This is a genomic window from Lachnobacterium bovis DSM 14045 (assembly GCF_900107245.1).
Lineage (GTDB): Bacteria > Bacillota > Clostridia > Lachnospirales > Lachnospiraceae > Roseburia > Roseburia bovis.
Genome location: NZ_FNPG01000004.1, coordinates 153811 through 173790, shown reverse-complemented (window position 1 = coordinate 173790; position 19980 = coordinate 153811). Strand labels below are relative to the sequence as shown.

Annotated in this window: 17 protein-coding genes; 7 read left to right on the top strand and 10 right to left on the bottom strand. The window is 28.9% G+C overall.

Features of this window, described 5'->3' with window-relative positions; translation table 11 throughout:
- The first annotated feature begins 7 nt into the window (after nt 1-7).
- Genes BLV79_RS00815 through BLV79_RS00795 form a run of 5 tightly spaced genes read left to right on the top strand, consistent with a single transcriptional unit; the run spans nt 8 to nt 3642 of the window.
- Nucleotides 8-700 (top strand): YggS family pyridoxal phosphate-dependent enzyme, encoded by a 693-nt coding sequence (locus tag BLV79_RS00815; RefSeq protein WP_074715129.1) that lies wholly within the window; start codon nt 8-10, stop codon nt 698-700.
- A 12-nt stretch (nt 701-712) separates the two neighbouring features.
- Nucleotides 713-1255 (top strand): cell division protein SepF, encoded by a 543-nt coding sequence (locus BLV79_RS00810; RefSeq protein WP_074715126.1) that lies wholly within the window; start codon nt 713-715, stop codon nt 1253-1255.
- A gap of 12 nt (nt 1256-1267) precedes the next feature.
- The gene (locus tag BLV79_RS00805) at nt 1268-2059 is read left to right on the top strand and encodes a YlmH/Sll1252 family protein (protein WP_074715123.1); all 792 of its coding nucleotides are present in this window, start codon (nt 1268-1270) and stop codon (nt 2057-2059) included.
- A 23-nt stretch (nt 2060-2082) separates the two neighbouring features.
- Nucleotides 2083-2694 (top strand): signal peptidase II, encoded by a 612-nt coding sequence (locus BLV79_RS00800; protein WP_083354386.1) that lies wholly within the window; start codon nt 2083-2085, stop codon nt 2692-2694.
- 9 nt (nt 2695-2703) lie between these two features.
- Nucleotides 2704-3642, top strand: a complete 939-nt coding sequence (locus tag BLV79_RS00795) for an RluA family pseudouridine synthase (RefSeq protein ID WP_074715120.1) — start codon at nt 2704-2706, stop codon at nt 3640-3642.
- 751 nt (nt 3643-4393) lie between these two features.
- Here the strand turns inward: BLV79_RS00795 and BLV79_RS00790 are convergent.
- The 7 genes from BLV79_RS00790 to BLV79_RS00760 all read right to left on the bottom strand — a co-directional run bounded on the left by BLV79_RS00790 (nt 4394) and on the right by BLV79_RS00760 (nt 13820).
- Complete coding sequence (locus BLV79_RS00790) at nt 4394-5023, bottom strand: cytidylate kinase-like family protein (protein ID WP_074715117.1); 630 nt, start codon at nt 5021-5023, stop codon at nt 4394-4396.
- Between the two features lie 145 nt (nt 5024-5168).
- Nucleotides 5169-5627 carry a D-aminoacyl-tRNA deacylase gene (dtd, locus tag BLV79_RS00785; RefSeq protein WP_074715114.1) on the bottom strand — a complete coding sequence of 153 codons (459 nt, stop codon included), beginning with the start codon at nt 5625-5627 and terminating at the stop codon, nt 5169-5171.
- 151 nt (nt 5628-5778) lie between these two features.
- Entirely contained in the window at nt 5779-7461 is a 1683-nt protein-coding gene (gene pelG / locus BLV79_RS00780) for an exopolysaccharide Pel transporter PelG (RefSeq protein WP_074715111.1), read from the bottom strand.
- Nucleotides 7462-7476: 15 nt separating this feature from the next.
- A complete protein-coding gene (gene pelF, locus BLV79_RS00775) occupies nt 7477-8880 on the bottom strand; it encodes a GT4 family glycosyltransferase PelF (protein ID WP_074715108.1) in 1404 nt (467 codons plus the stop codon).
- Entirely contained in the window at nt 8881-10689 is a 1809-nt protein-coding gene (locus BLV79_RS00770; protein WP_074715106.1) for a DUF2194 domain-containing protein, read from the bottom strand.
- A gap of 87 nt (nt 10690-10776) precedes the next feature.
- On the bottom strand, nt 10777-11700 hold the full coding sequence (locus BLV79_RS00765) for a hypothetical protein (protein WP_074715103.1): 924 nt from the start codon (nt 11698-11700) through the stop codon (nt 10777-10779).
- Between the two features lie 2 nt (nt 11701-11702).
- Nucleotides 11703-13820 carry a hypothetical protein gene (locus BLV79_RS00760; RefSeq protein ID WP_074715100.1) on the bottom strand — a complete coding sequence of 706 codons (2118 nt, stop codon included), beginning with the start codon at nt 13818-13820 and terminating at the stop codon, nt 11703-11705.
- 387 nt (nt 13821-14207) lie between these two features.
- Here BLV79_RS00760 and BLV79_RS00755 point away from each other — a divergent pair, with 387 nt between their 5' ends.
- Both BLV79_RS00755 and BLV79_RS00750 read left to right on the top strand, forming a co-directional pair.
- Complete coding sequence (locus tag BLV79_RS00755) at nt 14208-14948, top strand: tRNA lysidine(34) synthetase (protein ID WP_074715096.1); 741 nt, start codon at nt 14208-14210, stop codon at nt 14946-14948.
- Between the two features lie 92 nt (nt 14949-15040).
- On the top strand, nt 15041-16093 hold the full coding sequence (locus BLV79_RS00750) for a tyrosine-type recombinase/integrase (protein ID WP_074715093.1): 1053 nt from the start codon (nt 15041-15043) through the stop codon (nt 16091-16093).
- 234 nt (nt 16094-16327) lie between these two features.
- Here the strand turns inward: BLV79_RS00750 and BLV79_RS00745 are convergent, their stop codons facing one another.
- From BLV79_RS00745 to BLV79_RS00735, 3 genes are all read right to left on the bottom strand, one after another.
- Nucleotides 16328-17323, bottom strand: coding sequence for a Gfo/Idh/MocA family protein (locus BLV79_RS00745; protein WP_074715091.1), 996 nt, complete (start codon nt 17321-17323; stop codon nt 16328-16330).
- A gap of 26 nt (nt 17324-17349) precedes the next feature.
- Complete coding sequence (malQ, locus tag BLV79_RS00740; protein ID WP_074715088.1) at nt 17350-18849, bottom strand: 4-alpha-glucanotransferase; 1500 nt, start codon at nt 18847-18849, stop codon at nt 17350-17352.
- Between the two features lie 65 nt (nt 18850-18914).
- Nucleotides 18915-19766, bottom strand: coding sequence for an endonuclease/exonuclease/phosphatase family protein (locus BLV79_RS00735; protein WP_074715085.1), 852 nt, complete (start codon nt 19764-19766; stop codon nt 18915-18917).
- Nucleotides 19767-19980 lie beyond the last annotated feature (214 nt).

The window sequence follows — 19980 nt, the reverse complement described above, 5'->3', positions numbered from 1 at the left end:
TTAGAAAATGTTAGAACAAAATTTACAGGATGTCCAGTCTAAAATAGAATCTGCGTGTAAGCGAGCAGGCAGAGAGCCTAAAGAGGTGACTTTAATTGCTGTTAGTAAGACTAAGCCCGAAGAAATGTTACAAACAATCTATGATTGTGGAGTAAGGGATTTTGGAGAAAACAAGGTTCAGGAGCTTACAAGAAAAATTGAAGCATTACCAAATGATATCAAATGGCATATGATAGGTCATTTGCAGACAAACAAGGTAAAGTATATAGTGGGATCAGTTGAATTGATTCATTCAGTTGATAGCATTCATTTGGCTAAAGAAATAAGTAAACAATCAGTAAAGAAAGATGTAGTGTCTCATATTTTGATTGAAGTGAATGTAGCTGAAGAAGAAAGCAAATTTGGCTTAAAAACAGATGAAGTTTTGTCAGTAATTAAAGAAATTTCAAAATTGCCAAATTTAAAAATAGATGGATTAATGACAATTGCTCCATATGTTATAAATCCAGAAGATAATCGCAACTTTTTTAGAAGAATCAAACAATTAGCAGTTGACATAAGTGAACAAAACATAGATAATGTAAGTATGAATATATTATCCATGGGGATGACTGGTGATTATGAGGTGGCGATTGAAGAAGGGGCTACGATTGTCAGAGTTGGCACCGGTATTTTTGGAGAAAGAAACTATAAAAAATAGGAGAACTGAATTATGAGTTTTGTAGATAAGGTATTAAATGCTATGAGATTAAATGATGATGAATATTATGACGAGGAGCTAAACGAGGATTTTATCGAAGACGATGAAATAGACGATGAACATGTTGAAGAGAACTCACGTCATAATTTTGTGCGTGACAAGAAAAGTGATGCTAAGGAGGATGAACGCAATTCATATAGAGATAAATCTTCTAAAACAGCACCAAAGATTACACCAATAAGTAGAGCAAGAAAGCAGGGAACAGGAATGGAAGTTTGTGTTATTAAACCAACATCAATGGATGATGCTAGAGAGATTACAGAGACACTGTTAAGTGATCGTACAGTAGTACTTAATGTTGAAGGATTAGATGTGGATGTCGCTCAAAGAATTATTGATTTCTCATCAGGTTCATGTTTTGCAATAAGTGGTAATTTACAGAAAATATCTAGTTATATTTTTATTATCACACCAGCGAATGTTGATATTTCAGGTGATTTTCAGCAGAATATAATGGATGCTTTTCATTTGCCAGGATATTCAGTAGAAGAATAATATGGAAAAAGAATGACAACATTAGATAATGAATTATTAAAAAAGAAATTCATTGAGCAATCTAGAATATCTTATAATAAAAACGTTATAGTATTTACAAAATTTTTAAATTTGAATGGACAAAGTATATTGTGTTCCATCAAAAAACAATTAACTACAAGTTATTTGCTTTTTGGTGGATATACTTTTGCTGAAAGACAGATGGTAGCATTTATTCCAGATGAGACATTTCATGATTTATCAAATTTTCCAATAGATCTTTTAAAAATTAGTTTATCTAAAAGAAGATTCTCACAAAGTATTACACATAGAGATGTTTTAGGCACAATAATGTCTTTGGGACTTAACAGAGATGTTATTGGGGATATAATTGTTAGAGAAAAAGAAGATCAAACAAATATTTATATATTTTGTGATAGGAAAATGAGTGAATTTATAATTAATAATTTAACAGAAATTAAAAGGACTAGGGTCATTGTTCAAAAGATTTCGATGGATGATAAAGAAACGAATGTTGATATTGAAGATTTGAAACCAGTTTTTAAATCTGTGAATGAATTGATTGTATCTAATAGGATTGATGTAGTTATTGCAAAGGCATATCACTTTTCTCGTGAGAACTCGAAGAAATATATATTAGCTCAAAAGGTTTTTATTAACGGCAGAATAGTTAATAAAATAAGTGAAGAGTGTAATGATAACGATATTATATCTGTAAGAGGATGTGGTAGGTTTGTTTTTTCAAAAAGTGAGGGTTTGTCGAAAAAAGGAAAAATAAAGGCTGTTTTTAAATTTTATCAATAAAAACTGTGTAGTAGGGGAGAAAGATGAGAAAAGAAGGATTAATTTTTAGGAGCAATAAAAAAAATATTAATGATATTATACAAAGCATATGTTGTATTCTATTACTAATAGTAATTGATCAAATTTCTAAATATACTGTTTTGTTACAACTTAAAGGAAAAAAAGCGGTTGTTGTATTTAAAGATGTTTTTGAATTGAATTATCTTGAAAATAGAAGTGCAGCATTTGGAATAGATCCAATAACAATTTTGAATAGAATTTTTAAATTCAAATATTTTACAAATCATCCTAATGCTTTTACTACAGCTAAGTTTGTTTTTTTTGTTGTTTTTACTATAGTGGTTGTTTCTGTAATGTTATACATAGTTTATAGAATTCCAATTATTGATTATAAGTATGTTTGGTTAAAATTTAGCTTATTATTAATTGTTTCAGGAGCTGTTGGAAATTTTATTGACCGTGTTTGTAGAAAATATGTAATTGATTTTTTTTATTTTAAACTAATCAATTTTCCTATTTTTAACGTAGCAGATATATATATTACAATCGGCGCAATTATGATGTGTTGTATAATTGTTTTTTTATTTAATGAAGATGATTTAGGCACATTAATGTCGAACATAAAAAATAAATAAGGAGTTTTTATGTTTCAAGATTTTTTAATTGTATCAAAAGAAGATGAGAACGAAAGAGTAGATAAGTTTTTGGCTACTCGTTTTCCAGATTTTACTCGTTCATTTATTCAAAAAGCTATTAAAAATGGCCAAATAAAACTGAATGGTAAGGATTTCAAATCAAATTATAAACTAAAATTAGATGATAAAATAGAAATAAACATTGAAGATCCTATTGAATTAGAAATCGAGCCGGAGGATATTCCATTAGATATATTATATGAAGATGATGATGTCTTAATTGTAAATAAGCCAAAAAATATGGTTGTGCATCCTTCAGCTGGGCATTTTTCTCATACATTAGTTAATGCTATAATGTTTCATTGTAAGGACTCTTTAAGTGGAATTAATGGCATTATTAGACCAGGAATAGTTCATCGTATTGATATGAATACTACTGGTTCTTTAATAATATGTAAAAATGATGTTAGTCATACTAAAATTGCAGAACAAATTAAAGAGCATAGTGTTAATAGAATATATGTTGGCTTAGTATATGGACGTTTAGCAAATGATGAAGGAACTGTAGAAGGACCGATTGGTCGAAATCCAAGTGATAGGAAAAAAATGGCCATTAATTATAAAAATGGTAAGCCAGCTATAACACATTATAAAGTATTAGAACGTTTTAACGAGTATACATTTGTAAAATTCAAATTAGAAACAGGTAGAACGCATCAAATTAGAGTTCATATGGCAAGTATTGGTCACCCATTAGTGGGAGATGATATTTATTCAAATAACAAAAAGTGTAAATTTAAACATTTAGAGGGACAATGTTTACATGCTCGAACAATTGGATTTATTCATCCTACCTTAAATCAGTATGTTGAATTTCAGGCTCCAATTCCAGAGTATTTGGACAAATTATTAAACACATTGAGAATTAATGAACATAAAGATATTTAAAGAAATTAAAAGAATATAACAAATATATATAATATAGATATATATAATACATAAGAAATAAAATTATAAACACAGAATACAAAAATGATAAATATATTATTAATATTGTATTTTATTTATTTTTAATTATGTCTAATACATTTAACTTAACAATAAATAAAGTGTACGGTGATGAAAAGATATTTTCAAGAGAATAAGAGCATAATATATTTATTGTTTTAAAATTAAATAATAGTGTGACAATAAAAAAGCCTGCGAAAGCAGGTTAAAAAGTTCCACGAAGTTATTCGCAAAACACAAGTTTAACGCATAGTTACATGTAAAAAAATTATTTTCCTGTATTTTAGTACTTTTTCTATATTGTAAAATATGTCTGATAATTCAATCTATTTGTTCTGGATTTATATTACTTCTTCTCTCTTTTTAATTATCAAATTCAAACAAATTTCAAATAAGAATACTTTTTATTTTATAAATAATTTTATAAATCTTATTTAACACATATTCTATTTTATTTTTAATTTATTATTTATTATTAGTTTCAAAAAATATTTGTTATTATGTGTTTTGGAGTTATTTAAGAATTTTTATTAAAAGTGATATCATACATAAAACCCTGCATATATATAATACTACATATGCAGGGCTATATTTTTAAAAGAAAAACGATCTATTATTATTATTTTACCATTATTTTTTGTTTGTTTTATCATACAGTACATTTAAATTATATCTTTTAGTGTTAATTTTTTTAATTATTTAACATTTCTCTATATTTTAGAATTACTTCAACGCAATCATCTATATCTAATTTACTTGTGTTTAAACATAAATCATAGCTTCTAGCTTCACCCCATTTTTTTGAAGTATAATAATTGTAATAATTTGCTCTCTGACGATCTTTTTTAATTATTGTATCTTTAGCTTTTCTTTCAGATAAATCTAATCGTTTGCTAATTCTTTTTATTCGATCTTCTAATTCTGAATGAACGAAAATACTCAATGTTTTTGGATTATCTTCTAAAGCATAATCTGCGCAACGACCAATAATTACACATGATTCGCCAGATGCAATTTTTTTTATTGCATCAAACTGCGCCAAAAACACTTTATGATTTAATGGCATATCCATAAATGGAGCATTTGAATAATTCATTGAAGAATATGTATCCATTACTAATGAATATAAGAAACTAGCAGTTGGTTTTTCATCATGTGTTTCAAAGATTTCTTGACAAAAGCCCGATTCTTTTGCAGCCTGTTGAAGTAATTCTTTATCATAGCATTTAATTCCGAGTTTTTCAGCTAATTTATATCCTATTGCACTACCCAAACTTCCAAATTCTCGCCCAATTGTATATATATCTTTATACTCTTCCATTTATAATACCTCCATAAAACGTATTTTAAACACAATAAATAGTACAATTCTCTATCTGATTATATTATAACATATTTTATATTATAATATAAAAAATACATATAATTATTTATATTGATATGATTATTTATATTGATATAATTATTTATATTGATAAATTGTTAGAATCTAGTATTATTGTAAACGGACCATCATTTTCTAAAGAAATCTTCATATCTGCTCCAAAAATACCAGTTGCTACTTTTTTGACTTTATTGTTTTGATTGCATTGGTTAATTATATATTCATACATCATTTCGGCTTTTTGTGGAGCTTCGCTTTCAATAAATGATGGTCTATTACCTTTTTTGCAATCAGCATACAACGTAAATTGTGAAATTAGTAATAATTCTCCATTTACATTTTCTAACGGAAGATTGATTTTTTCGTTTTCATCTTCAAAAATTCGCATATTGATTAGTTTAGATATCATTTTATCGGCTATTTTAGTTGTGTCTCCTCTACCAATGCCAATAAAAACTAATAAACCGTTATTTATCTCCCCAGTTACTTCTCCATTTACTGTACATTTTGCATGAGTTACTCTTTGTATCAAAAATTTCATTTGTATTTTTCTCCATTTTTATATTTTTCTATAGCTTATTAGTTTAAGACTATTATTTTATTATGATTCATTAATACTAATGAATATAATACAAAAGTCCCAAAATTATATTTGGGACCTTTATAATCATTTGTTGTTTAATTATATGTATTTATTTGTTTATTTTATCATATTGTGATTTGCTCTCTGCATACTTCTTGATTTTTCTTCTGTTAAAAGCAAAGTGTAATTTGTAATCTATTTCCTTTGTTGTATGATTTAAAAAAGCAGAAGCTTTTGTGAAAAATCCAATTTTTTCTTCTCTTAGTAATGGTTGTTTACTTAATATATGGTATGATAATCTATTTGTAAATTTGATTAATTTATATAGACAAATTGCAAAATAGAAAATCGATGCTACAGCAAAACCTATTCCATAAAACTTAGTATCTAAGAAAATATTTGATAATACACTACCTACAACTGAAATAACAGCAAATACTACAGTAGCAAATGCTGCACTTTTATAATCAGTAAAGTATAAAAGCATAAGCATTAGGATATTTCCAATTGCATAAATACCATACGCAACACATAAGGTTCTAAAATAACCGCCCATAAGAGCTGTAAAACCAAGTTGTGTCCATGGTTGAGTTAATATAATTAATCCAACGGAAATCATAACCGCTGTAAAATACAATTGCCTTTTTGAAGTATATCCTATTTCTCTCTCAAGAACAGTTAGCATTTCTTTTTCAGCTTGTTCGATTTCTTTAATTGATCCTTGTCCATTAAAAAGTTGATAATATTTAGCATATTTTGGATAAAAATTAACTTCAACAGATGTTACAAAGTTAATTGTTGTTATTATAATTGTCAAAAATGCAAATAATGCTGGAACGTCATGCTGAGGTGCTGCATAATATAGTCCTTGTACATGAATTCCTATTGGACCAAACCAAGCTATTATTAAATGTGCAAATAAACCTACGGTTGAGAAAAAACCAATGGTTACTAAGCTTTTATATTCATCAAACCATTTTAAGTACTCAAAAGCTCCTTGGTCTTCGTGTCTATAAGATAGTAAAATTTCCTTCTTGTCTTTTTTCTTTCTTGTTGATTTATTTTTTTGTAAGTTGTAATAATCATAATGTTCTATACAGTTTTTTTCAATATTTGCAGGGAAAAAGTCATATAAAGCCCATAAATTTCCCAAAACCATTATTCCATATCCAGAACAAACGCTTATTAATAATGATGTTAATGAAACACCTGCAAACGCACTTAATAAAACAGCAATTATAAATGCCAATAGAATTGCTACTACATAAGTAAGCATAATCTCTTTATAGTGATTTACAGCTGTTAAATATGTCATTTGTGTCCATACGACAAGTAGTTCTTCAAAAATAATGAAATTTAGAACAGCATCTACTAAAGAAATACCTGCAAAATATAAAAAGATTGCATATAAAATTCCACCAATTGGAAGCATAACAAATAGTATTCCATCAAATGATGGTAAAATCATACGATGTTGTTTTAATTGAGCCTTTTCTGAAGAATTTTTGTCAACATATTCGACATCAGCAACATATCTAGTTATTACCATTGAAAAAAGACTAGTAAAAACTAATGAGGCAAATAATGAATATGTTACCATACTTACAAACAAATCTCTTGAATGTGTATCAAGTTTATACCATTCGCCAACCCAGTTTATTCCTAGCAAGAAGGCAAAACCTAAAAGCATTGGACCTGTGGTGATGATACCTGTATATCCATATGCTTTCATTTTAGAAAGCACACCTTTTTTTTCAAATAATTTTTTTAATTCAAAGCCTATTCCAGCCACTTGTGTTACTCCTTTTTAATTATAATATAGTTTTTTATACTTCTCTATCATTTCTGGATGTCGGTAGTATAAATCAACACGTCGTTGACCTATTTCTCCCATCTCGAGTCTCATTTTTCTATTTTGACACATTTTATACATTTCATTTGCTAGAGCTTCTCTATGCATTGGTGGAACACAAAATCCAACAATACCTAAATCATCTCCTGGTGCGCCCTCTAATAGTTCACGACAACATCCTACTTCTGTAGTAACACATGGACGTCTAGCAGCCATTGATTCTAAAACAGATAATGGTTGACCTTCTGAAATACTTGTTAAAATAGTAAAATCAAGTTGCTCCATATATTCAACGACATTAACCTGGCCAGGGAAAAGAATATTTTCTCCCTCTTTTAAACCTAGATGTTTAACTAATTCATGACATTCAATATTGTAGTCTTCTTCATCTACTCCACCTAGAATATGTAATCTGACATTTTGCATCATATGAGTTAATTCTGCAAATGAATAAATCATTGTTTTAACATCTTTAATTTGTGCCATTCTAATAACAGCACCAATATCAATAATTCCATTCTCTTTTTTTAATGGAATATCTTTAAATCTATCATAATGAATACCATTTGAAATAACAATACATTTATCAGGATCAGCACCTAATTCTATTTGAGCTATACGAGCATTTGTAAATAAACTTGTTACATATTTTGCACGTTTATATACAGCATCTGAAAGCATGTAGAAAAACTTAATCCACTGTTTCTTGAAAGCTGGTTGAACCCATTTAGCACGAATTATCTCTTCTTCTCTTTCTCGAGAATAGATTCCATGCTCAGATAAAATCAAAGGTTTCTTATATTTGTAATGTCCTAAAACACCAAGCAATCCGCCGTAACCAGTACAAATTGTATGATATATATCAGCTTTAGGAACTTCTCTTCCTAACAAATAGAAAATCGGTATCATCATTGATCTGATTGTATGGAATGTATCTGCAAAAGCAGCGTTTGGATAATTCTTTTCGCATAACTCTGTTAAAATACTTAAGAAATCTTCACTCATTAAAAACTCACTTGGATTAATTCTTAAATCTTGGAAAAGATAACATAAATCTTCCCATGAGGTTGAATTACATTCCATTAGATTAGCTAAAGCTTCTCTTTGAGAAGGAGTAAAATTATATTTTACTTCCTTCCCTGCTTTCATTTTTAAAGCATCATCTAAAAATACTTCATTAACTTCAACAACATTTGGAGCTAATTCATATTTATATTTTCCTTTTTTTTCTGCTTTATCTGCAATAACCCATAAAACAAACTCGATGTCAGGCATGGCTTTAATATATTGGTTCATCCATGATGATACACCACCATTAGTGTATGGATAACTACCTTCTAGTATTAAACATACTCTCATTTAAATTACCCCCGTTCGTTTCATAGTAACTTTTTTGTTCTTAACTTTCATAAGATAAAGGTTGCCTGTTAATTTTTCTAATTTAGCACCTTTAATACTTGAAACATCACCATCATTAATTCTTACAAAACAATATGCTTCATCTTTGAATCCTGTAAAATCAAATTCAACTTGTTCTTTTGTAATATTTTTTTCAACAGAAATGTTACAAAATCTTTGTACTGCGCCACCCATCTCTGTTCCAGTTAAGTTTCTAAGTGTTGGAGCGGAAGTTTTTAGCCATGACATATAATTGTCAAATCTACCTTTTAATGTTTTCCAACCCATTGCTGCACCTCTATCAACATCAAGAAGATCATCTGGATGCATAAAGTGAGAGTTTACATAATGGAAATTAATTTCTGAAAATGCAGAAAATCTCATATGATCATCTAAGATACAACTTGAGATAATTCTAGGTGTTTCAATAACACCATCTTTAGCAACTTCAAACTCCTGTTCATAAACATCTCCACCTGGGAAATATGTACTCGCAATTACTTGTATATTTTTATCTTCGCCTAGCAGTCTTCTACCATCTTGAGACAAAACATTTGATGGTGGAACATATACGCTACATGCTGACTCTGGGAAGAGCTTTTTAGTAAATTTCTTAACTTTATTAATGGAGTATTTCATTTCTTTGTAACTATTCCACTTATGGTATTTTTCAACTTTATATGTATATGATTGCAAACATAAAGGTTGATGGTTATATCCGTGAATACCGATTTCTCCACCCTGTTTTAATAACATATTACCAAAATATTCATATGATGATGTATCTTTATTATTTGGTAATTTTCCTTTGGTTTGATCATTATAAGATTCAATAATTAAACCGGTATATTTATTACCATATTTATCACCAAATTTTAACAAATCAGGCCACCATCTACTTGAATAGAATGTTGCAATATCCATTTTATAATCTCTTTTTAAATATTTACCATCTCCAAGAGGTGTTGGTGATGGAAAATCGTCGAGATAATATGATGAACCATTAATAACTGGATAAGCACATACATCTTCAAGTAACGAATATGCAGAAGCAAAGATACCTCTATATGCTTTTGTTACATAACCAAAGTTACATACAACAACTTTACCTTCACCTAATTTCTTCGTCCATATCACAGGTAAACTTTCATCGCCATTTGTTGCATAAACTTTTATATCATCTTGAACTGATACATTCATTGATGACTCATATGGATCTACGATTGGGTATGTTTTTTGTGATCCTAACATAAATCCATCTTTTGATCTAAAGTCTTCTAAGCAAAAGAAACCTTTTTTAGCATCTTTTACACCTAAATTTTGAGCATTATCTCTAAATACATTGGTATTATACACTGGAAGAGCTTGTAACAGACGTCCTCCTTTTTTAATCCAATCCCACATCATAGGTAACTTATCTTCTATCGAATCATAGTTTTGAATACCTATAAAAGCTGTCTTATAATGTGACATATCTAAATTTGTCTTTGATGCCACATCATAAAGCTCATATGGAACACGCATATCGGTAAGAATTTGCTTAAACTGTATGAGTGAGTTAGAAGCATTCTTATCAGATGTATCTGTAATTAATACACAACTTTTTTCACCAGTTGCGATTTTATTTCTTACATTAGTAACTTTTAGTAATGGTTCTGTATTTTCATGAGACTTGTATAAAATACCATTTCTTTCAACAAGTAACAATGAAAATATTAGTATAAAACCAATAAAAACTTTTATTACATCATAAAATCTTGTCTTTTTCATGAAGATCCCCTTCAAATTTTTAACCTATATATTAATTTTTAAACTTTCTAGAATTACAAATCATATAAAACTTTAAATGTTCTGTAATTAATAATCCCAAAAGTCTATTACTTCTTGTAATTTTCTTGATTTATAAAAACTACCTTTTTTAATTCTTGTAATTAATTCGTGTAAATCTTTTCCACGTTTTAATGTACTAAATAAACGAATTTGAGTTAACCAAGTGTGTTCTGAATTAGGCCATAATTCTGCCATGTCTGAAATGACACCTTCAGCTAAGTCATACTGTTTCATTTTTATATAATTATTTGCAAGTTTTTCATAATCATCAATATCATTTAAATAATTAATTCTTTCTGCAAGTAATTGAAAATATGTTGCCTGATGAATTCGTAGCATTCTACCTTGTAAAATACCAGTATTTATATATGTTTCAATAACATTGATATATTCATCTAAAACGATCTTTCTCTTATCATCTGTGGCTTCTTTATATTTTTTGTCTAATTCAGCAAGTTTATTTTCGTAATCTGTTGTTATTTCAATTGTTGCAGCTGTAGCATAATGTACAACTTCAACATCATCATTTAATCTTGCCTTATTAATTATTGCTGAATGTGAATGATTTTTAGAATCATCCATTAGTACGTCAAGCATAACGCTTCGACGTAGTTTTCTATCCTCCATAATCAATGCATCTTCTAATGGAACAGCATCATCATTTGACAAACCAGCGTTTCTCAAAGAACTATATTCTGAAACACTGTTATCTTTGCTCATCGCTTCATTTTCTTTTATATTTTTACCTGATAGAGAAAATTTTATATTACCTTTTAAATGTACTTGAACTAAAAGATAATCAATTGCTATAAATGTAATAGCTCCCACAACAGGTATAAATATAACTAAAGCCAACATTAATCTGCTATTCACAACTATATCCTTATAACTTAAAACAAAGAATAATAGTACAAACAATAAATGCACCGATAAAAGAACTACTGCTCCCATTACTATTCTTCTCCTATCTCACTAACTACTTTACACTCTAACCCTACTTTTGCAAGTCTATCTAGCACATATGAGATTGTATTATGATCAACCTGTGCTGCTAAAATATAAATGTTTTTGTCAGCTCCTAGACCGATAATATCATTACTTCTTGTACTTGTCTGTAAAATGGCATTTATCTGTTCAATATCCATTCCATTTCTTAGTACTTTAATCAATCTAAAGTGTGTTAGATGTCTATCTGCCATATCTCTTTGAATTTGTAACTGTTCAATAAAATATTTAGTTGTTACAATTGATGTTCCATCAATATAGATTTCATTTTCATAAGCTTTTTGATATTCCCAAGCTTTAACTAGGAAGTTTTCTAATAAGCCACGTAAAATTCTAATTAAGTTAGCATAGTATGAACTCATATGAACATATGATGTCTGGTAAACAGCAATAAGCATTACATATTGTCCATTTTCTTTGATACCTGTCATATATAAAGGATATCCTTCTTCTAACTTTTTATTAACCCAAATTTCAGACTTATCAATTTCTTCTATAATTGACTTATAGTTTGATAATTCAATTGATTTTGAAACTTTGTTTCTGATTCCCTGAGATGCAACTTCTAAACGACCAAATCTAGCCTTTGGATCTTGAATTGAAAAGATTGCAATACTTTTTGTATCAAGGATATCTTCAATTACAGGAATTGATTCAGCATAAATACGAGCTGGTACAGTGTTACTTAATCTTTTTACAACATCAAAGATTCTACCGAAACCATCACGGCTTTCTATTAACTCTTGTTTATACTCGTTTTTATATTGCATTGCTTCGTTGTATAACTCTTCAAGGAAATCATTACGTTCTTTTAAACTTTTAATTCTTTCGCCTGAAAATTGAGAGTCATCATCATTTTTTTGTTTAACATAACCGCATACACCGGCAGCAATTATGAAAAATAAAAATGGTAACCAGTTTTTTGGCTCATATAATAATAATTCCCATTTAGCACCTGTGCATGTAAATGCATATCCTAACGAAACAATTTCGATCAAAGCAGCAATAAAACCAAGCTTTGTACCATAAATTGTAGCTATTATAATTACAAATAACAATCTAAAATCAATATATTTAAATTGAACAGATACTTCATATAATTTGTTTAATAATTCAACAAATAAAGCACCTACCACTACTTCAGAGAGTGAAACAAGTGGACTTTCAGATTGAAGTTTATCGGCAAGTTTACTGAAAATATTCTGTTTTTTCTGCTTTGAATTGTTCCATTCATTATAGTACAAATCAAAATTGCGTATTAAACCATATTTTGCTTGCCAACTATATTCCTTCTTAGCGTTATCATCACCAAGTTGTAATTTGTCACCACCTGTTTTTTCAACAAAATCAATTGCTGTATCTGGAAAATAATCTAACATTCTAACCTTTAAATCTTTGTAAGATTGGTTTTGATATGGTCTTAGATTAAATATTGAAATTTCTTGAGAGTCTTGCAAGTTATCAAATAATCGATATACAAATGTTGCTAAATCTCTAACATCAATAAAATTTGGTACATCTTCTGCTTTATTCTCTATTTCAACTTTTTTGTTTTTTGCAGCTTTAGAAAAAAGTTGGTTCAAATAATCAGCTTTATTCTCAGGTTGTACCAGATATGGAGAGCGAATCAACTTAATATTAATTAATTCGTTTTCCGAGTAATAGTTGCATAAGTCTTCAATTGATTTCTGCATTCTAGCGATTGAAGTCTCACGTTCTTTACATACTTCTTGAGATGTGATGTAAACAAAATTTTCAACTTTATTTTTACGACAGCATTCTAAAACTTCGTGAATCTGTTCGAATTCATTTTCAGGTTTAGAATAATATGATAAATAATCTGAAAAATAAATAACATTTGCAAAATCGTGTGATTTAAAAATTTTTTCAAACTTTTTGTTGAAAATTCCAACAGAATACCATTTGATGTTTCCTTTCTTTTTTTTAGTTGGAGCGCTTTCAGAACAAACAATAACATGTCTATCTAATAACATGTTTCTAATGTCATCGGCGTTTAAATAACTCACATTGCCAACTAACAATGTATCATTTTGAATTGCTTCCATGCGTTGTTCCCCTATCTTTAATCATAATCGATACTATTATAACACGAAAAAAACATTATTAACAAACAATTCCTGAGAAAACTTTTGACAATTTTGGCAATTGTTTCCTTTTTACACATTACATACTGATATTAGTAATAAAGTTACTTCTTTCATTCTATAATGTAAGATAGGTGATAGTTAATAATTTCCAGCTCAGTCATAGTTTATAAATATTTATTTATTTAATAAACTACTTAAATTTTTTGCTTTTATGTATGACTTTTTGAGTGATTATTTTAAAATAATCTTACTATTTGCGATATTGTTTTTTTTATTGTATCGTATATGATATCAAATAAACTATTTTTATAATATTAAATTTTAGGTTTGCGAGGAAAAAATAATATGAAATTACAGCTATTATATAGTCGAGTACGAAAAGCAATTGATGATTACAATATGATTGATGAAAATGACACTATTGCAGTAGGAATTTCTGGTGGAAAAGATTCTCTTGCATTATTGTATGCTTTAAGTGGATTACGAAGATTTTACACTCATAAATTCAATTTGATAGCAATTATGATAAATCTTGGATATGACGGTTTTGAAACAAAAAAGATTAAAGATTTATGTAATCAGTTAAATGTCCCATTATACATTGTTGAAACTGAAATTTCTAAAATTTTAGCAATAAACAATAATGGCATTAGCGATGAAAATATATCATGTTCTTTATGTGCAAAACTAAGAAAAGGTGCTTTGAATTCAAAAGCCAAAGAATTAAATTGTACCAAGGTTGCTTATGCACACCATCAAGATGATGTAGTAGAAACGACATTAATGTCACAAATTTTTGAGGGACATTACTACTGTTTTCCACCCGTAACTTATCTATCAAATTGTGATATTTCTGTAATTAGACCATTAATATACGTTACAGAAGCTGAAATTAAAGGATTTAAAAACAAATATGATTTACCGGTTGAAAAGAATAGGTGTCCCAAGGATGGACATTCTAAACGTGAATATGTAAAAGAGCTTTTAAATCAAATAAATAAAGACAATCCAGGTGCCAAAAAGAAAATGTTTAGTGCACTTTGCTCTTCTACTGTTGAGGGATGGCAGAAAGACAATGGCTCTTGATACACCTTCTGCTGTATGTTAAAATTTAATAGAACAAATTTTCAGGATAATGATATACAATCAGCTAGGAGGTAGGGATTAACCCATATTATATGTCAGACAGAGCTTACTATGAAGATATTAACATAAAAAATGAAATAAAATTACGTGAACTTATTAGCAATTTGCCTAGATACAGTAAACAATTCTTTATTGGAATCGAACCAACGACATCATCAAGAACGCGTATTGCATATGCATATGATTTAGGATGTTTTTTTGATTATCTGCATGAGAATGTTCCACGTTTTATGGAAATGAAAATACAAGATTATCCAATTTCGCTTTTAGATGATATTACGCCATTAGAAGTCGAAGCATATTTAAACTATCTTAAATATTATACGAAGGATGGAGTGACACATACTAATGATTCTCGTGGTATAAAGCGTAAATTAGCTGCTCTTCGTTCTTTTTATAAGTATTTTTTTAAAAAAGATATGATTGATAAAAATCCAACTGTAAAAGTTTCTATGCCAAAGATTCATGACAAAAATATTGTAAGATTAGATGTTGATGAAGTTGTTCAATTGCTAGATGAAACAGAAAGTGGAGCCAAATTAACGGATCGTCAACAAAAATATCATGAGCGTACTAAGGTGCGTGATTTTGCAATTTTAATATTACTATTAGGTACGGGAATTCGTGTTTCTGAATGTGTAGGACTTGATATTACAGATATTGATTTTAAAAATAACGGAATAAAAATTCATCGTAAAGGTGGAACTGAAGTAATGGTTTATTTCGGTGATGAAGTACGAGAGGCAATTGATAATTATCTTGAAGAGCGAAGAATGATTGAACCACAGGAAGGTAGCAAAGATGCACTGTTTCTTTCTTTACAAAACAGGAGAATTAGCGTCCGTGCTGTAGAAAATCTTGTAAAAAAATATTCACGTCTTGTGACAAGTGTAAAAAATATTACACCTCATAAATTGCGTAGTACGTATGGTACTAATCTATATAGAGAAACTGGTGATATATACTTAGTTGCAGATGTTTTAGGTCATCAAGATGTTAATACAACTCGACGTCATTACGCTGCAATTGATGAGGATAGACGAAAAATGGCCGCAAAATTTGTGCATTTACGTCGTGAAGATTAGTTTATTGCTATAAACAAATGAATATGTTTGTAAAAGTTTTATGTATACACCTAAATGTGAAAAAGAGAAAAAATAAGAAAATGAAAAGAAAAAAGCAACTAGATCTGTAATATGCGTTTGCATTATAGACTCTAGGTGCTTTCTTTTTGTACATTTATGATTTTTCACATATTTAGTTGTTTTATATATTTACATCTGATTTATATATTTTTATTTTGTTTTATTTATAAAGTTTTAGGCAATTGTTTTCATTACCTCTAACGTTTCATTCATATATTTCATAGCATCATCAACTTTATTATTATCAATAATATCTACAAAATCCTTAAATTCATCGACCATTCTATGTTGAGATGTTGATGAATCAATTTCAATAGTATTTGTTGCTCTTTGAAGGGCACCTGCTGCATCTTTTTGAAGGCTACCATCATTATCTACAGAAACTATAGTTAATTTTTGAGGAATATTTGGTTTTCCCGATATATACATATATCCCTTTTCACCCTGGATACTGACAAAACATGGGCTATCTGAATCTTTAGCACCTGTACACACGGCTGTAAAACCATCATATTCAAGAATTAGCGTTCCAGATGTATCAATACCGTTAAAACCACGATTTGCATAATAGGTAGAAGATTTTGGCTTTCCAAATAATCCTACGCAATAATGAATATTGTAGATGTTAATATCTAATAAAGCTCCACCGTTTAAATCAGGATCAAATACAGGATCGACTATTTTGTTCAAGTAATTATCGTATCTGCTAGAATACTGTGAATAATTACATAATACTGCTTTAATTGGTCCTAATTTTGATAAATTTTTTCTCATTTCATCAAAAATGTTGCTGTGAAGAATTGTAATCGCCTCTAAAATAAATAAATTTTTTTCTCTGGCCAATTCAACTAAATCATACGCCTGCTCATATGATACAGTAAAAGGTTTCTCCAAAATTACATGTTTGTTTTTTTGTAAAGCCTTTTTAGCATATTCATAATGAACATTATTAATCAAACCAATATATACCGTGTCAACTTGGGATTCATCAAGTAACTGGTCATAATCGGTATAAACCGTTTTAATTGCGTATTTTTTTGCTAAGTTTTCTCCTTTTTGCAAACTATGTGGCCTTGCGAAGATTGCATTTAAATTAATACCATCCATGTCGTGAATGGCAAACAATGCTTCTTCAACTATTTTACCTGTTCCAATAATACCTAAATTCATATCTTCACCCCATATGTAAAATATTTTTATAATACAATTCTACCATATGTTTTGGTTAAATTAAACATCCATTTAATTAGGTCTTTATCGAATTCGTTTTCTAGTAATCTCCACTTCCAATTTTCGCCTGTTGTTGATGGAGTATTCATTCTTGCAACATTTCCGTAACCTAAAATATCCTGCATTGGAATAATACATGTATCGCTTACACTTGACATAGCAAGTCTAATTAGAGGTTTATTAATTTCTTTATCATCAGTTGTGTAATCACCTAAAAAATTACGTACAATATCCTTTTCTTCATCATCAAGGCTTTCATTAAACCATCCCACTATTGTTTCATTATCATGTGTTCCTGTATAAACTACAGAGTTATTTGTGTAATTAAAAGGTAAATAATCTGACGTTGAACCAGAATCACGCTTATCAAAAGCAAATTCCAATACTTTCATTCCCGGAAAGCCGCTATCATTTACAAGTTTTCTCACAGAATCAGTAACGTAACCTAAATCTTCTGCTATTATTCTGATATTAGGATACTTAGCATTTATTGCGTTAAATAAACTCATATTAGGTCCTTTTACCCATTTTCCATCTACTGCGTCTTTATTTCCATATGGAATGGTATAGTACTCATCAAATCCTCTAAAATGATCTATTCTTATTACATCATAAAGCTTTAAACATGCTTCTATTCTTTTGAGCCACCATTCATAATTTTGTTTTTTATGATAATCCCAATCATACAAAGGATTTCCCCATAACTGTCCTGTTGCTGAAAATCCATCTGGTGGGCATCCTGCTACAGCTGTTGGAATTCCATTTTTGTCAAAACAAAATAGTTCTTTATTTGCCCATGCATCTGAGCTATCGTAAGATACATATATTGGAATGTCACCAATTATTTCTACGTTGTTTTTATTGGCATATGATTTTAGCTTTTTCCATTGTCTGTAAAATTCAAATTGTAAAAATTTCTGAAACAAAATTTCGTCTTTGTATTGTTCTTTTGCTTTCTTTATACTTTCATCGTTACGGTTTCTTAATCCTTCTTCCCATAAGCTCCATTGTTTTCCATTATTCACTTCTTTTAATGTCATGAACAATGCATAATCATCGAGCCATTCTTTTTCTTTTTCTATGAATTCAATAAATTTATAATTTAATTCAATTGCACTTCGGTTATATGCTTTGCGTAATAATTTATATCGTTGAAAGTATTGTTTTTCATAGTCAACAAAACGATTATTAACTCCAAAATCTACTGCATCTACATCTTCTTTTTTTAACCAACCATAATCAATTAATGTTTCTAAATCAATATAGTATGGATTGCCTGCAAAAGTAGAAAAAGACTGATATGGAGAATCTCCATAGCTTACAGGTCCAAGTGGTAAAATTTGCCAGTAATGCTGGCCTGCTTCTTTTAATTTATCTATAAAATCATAAGCTTCCTTAGAAAAACATCCTATTCCATATTTCGAAGGTAAACTGCTTATTGATAGTAGTATTCCATTTGCTCTCATTTTTCCATCTCCTTTATTCTAAATAATATTTCCTTAATTTATTTTTATATTATAATTAGTTATATTTACTGTATTTCTATTTTTACGCCACAATGATCTGAAATCTTTGGCTTATTAATATTATTGAAAACAATTTCACTTTTGGTAACAGTAATTTCCTTTAAAGACCAGATATAATCAATACGCATACCATCTACTTCATTATCTCTCCATCCGTCAATTTCTTCTAAAACACTCAAACCATTATCTTTTTTTTGAGCTAGTTCATAAGTGTCTTTCCATCCAAAGTTTTTTACATAATCATAGCCACCATTTTTTTCATTGGCTGGAGAGTTAAAATCACCTAATAAGAATACATTATCAACATCTTTATTATGATTTTTAAAGTATTCCTGCAAAAAATCAAATTGTTTATCAAATGGCTCATCCTGATCATTCCACCATCCCATATGTAAATTATAGAATATAAAATTTTTGTTATCTGCTACACATTTTACACATAGCGCTTTACGTGATTTCCAATTGTTATAATTATGGGATTTTGAAAAATAAAAGGCATTTGCCTGTTTTATCTTGCCTTTAAAAAAAATTGCTAAGCCTTCATCATAAATATCATAACCAAACTTAGCACCAGTCCAAGTCCACTCATACTCTAATCCTTTTTCCTTTAGTATTTTATCTATACAGTACGCACAATTGTCTTTTTTTATGGGAACCTGGTTATCTGACGCAACAAAATTTTTTAGTTTTTTTTCATCTACAACATCTTCATTATGAGTTTGACTGCATTCTTGAATGGCAAATAATTCTATATCTTCATCTGCAACGTAATCTGCAAATTCATGTATAATTCTTTTATATTCTTCTTTTTCATGTTTACTGCTATGACTATTAATATTTAATGTCAATAATCTCATAACGCTATTCCTCACACTTCTTTATACAAAATATAAATATTTTCACCTAAACCACGTAACATATATAACATTACGTGATTTAGGAAAATATAGGCTTATATGTTTTAATTGTTGTTACAAGTTGTTATGTTCTATTTGTGTCTGTTTTATTAGCTACTGTTTATCTTTAATCGTTGATTTTCATACAATTAAGGTTTTATATGTTTTATGTGTT

Bases quoted from the DNA above. Each gene is read 5' to 3' on its own strand.
- BLV79_RS00755 (WP_074715096.1), top strand. From the start codon at position 14,208: ATGAAATTACAGCTATTATATAGTCGAGTACGAAAAGCAATTGATGAT.
- dtd (WP_074715114.1), bottom strand. From the start codon at position 5,627: ATGAAATTTTTGATACAAAGAGTAACTCATGCAAAATGTACAGTAAAT.
- BLV79_RS00805 (WP_074715123.1), top strand. From the start codon at position 1,268: ATGACAACATTAGATAATGAATTATTAAAAAAGAAATTCATTGAGCAA.
- BLV79_RS00770 (WP_074715106.1), bottom strand. From the start codon at position 10,689: ATGAAAAAGACAAGATTTTATGATGTAATAAAAGTTTTTATTGGTTTT.
- BLV79_RS00790 (WP_074715117.1), bottom strand. From the start codon at position 5,023: ATGGAAGAGTATAAAGATATATATACAATTGGGCGAGAATTTGGAAGT.
- BLV79_RS00795 (WP_074715120.1), top strand. From the start codon at position 2,704: ATGTTTCAAGATTTTTTAATTGTATCAAAAGAAGATGAGAACGAAAGA.
- BLV79_RS00800 (WP_083354386.1), top strand. From the start codon at position 2,083: ATGAGAAAAGAAGGATTAATTTTTAGGAGCAATAAAAAAAATATTAAT.
- pelF (WP_074715108.1), bottom strand. From the start codon at position 8,880: ATGAGAGTATGTTTAATACTAGAAGGTAGTTATCCATACACTAATGGT.
- BLV79_RS00765 (WP_074715103.1), bottom strand. From the start codon at position 11,700: ATGGGAGCAGTAGTTCTTTTATCGGTGCATTTATTGTTTGTACTATTA.
- BLV79_RS00745 (WP_074715091.1), bottom strand. From the start codon at position 17,323: ATGAATTTAGGTATTATTGGAACAGGTAAAATAGTTGAAGAAGCATTG.
- BLV79_RS00815 (WP_074715129.1), top strand. From the start codon at position 8: ATGTTAGAACAAAATTTACAGGATGTCCAGTCTAAAATAGAATCTGCG.
- BLV79_RS00810 (WP_074715126.1), top strand. From the start codon at position 713: ATGAGTTTTGTAGATAAGGTATTAAATGCTATGAGATTAAATGATGAT.
- BLV79_RS00750 (WP_074715093.1), top strand. From the start codon at position 15,041: ATGTCAGACAGAGCTTACTATGAAGATATTAACATAAAAAATGAAATA.
- BLV79_RS00760 (WP_074715100.1), bottom strand. From the start codon at position 13,820: ATGGAAGCAATTCAAAATGATACATTGTTAGTTGGCAATGTGAGTTAT.
- BLV79_RS00735 (WP_074715085.1), bottom strand. From the start codon at position 19,766: ATGAGATTATTGACATTAAATATTAATAGTCATAGCAGTAAACATGAA.
- malQ (WP_074715088.1), bottom strand. From the start codon at position 18,849: ATGAGAGCAAATGGAATACTACTATCAATAAGCAGTTTACCTTCGAAA.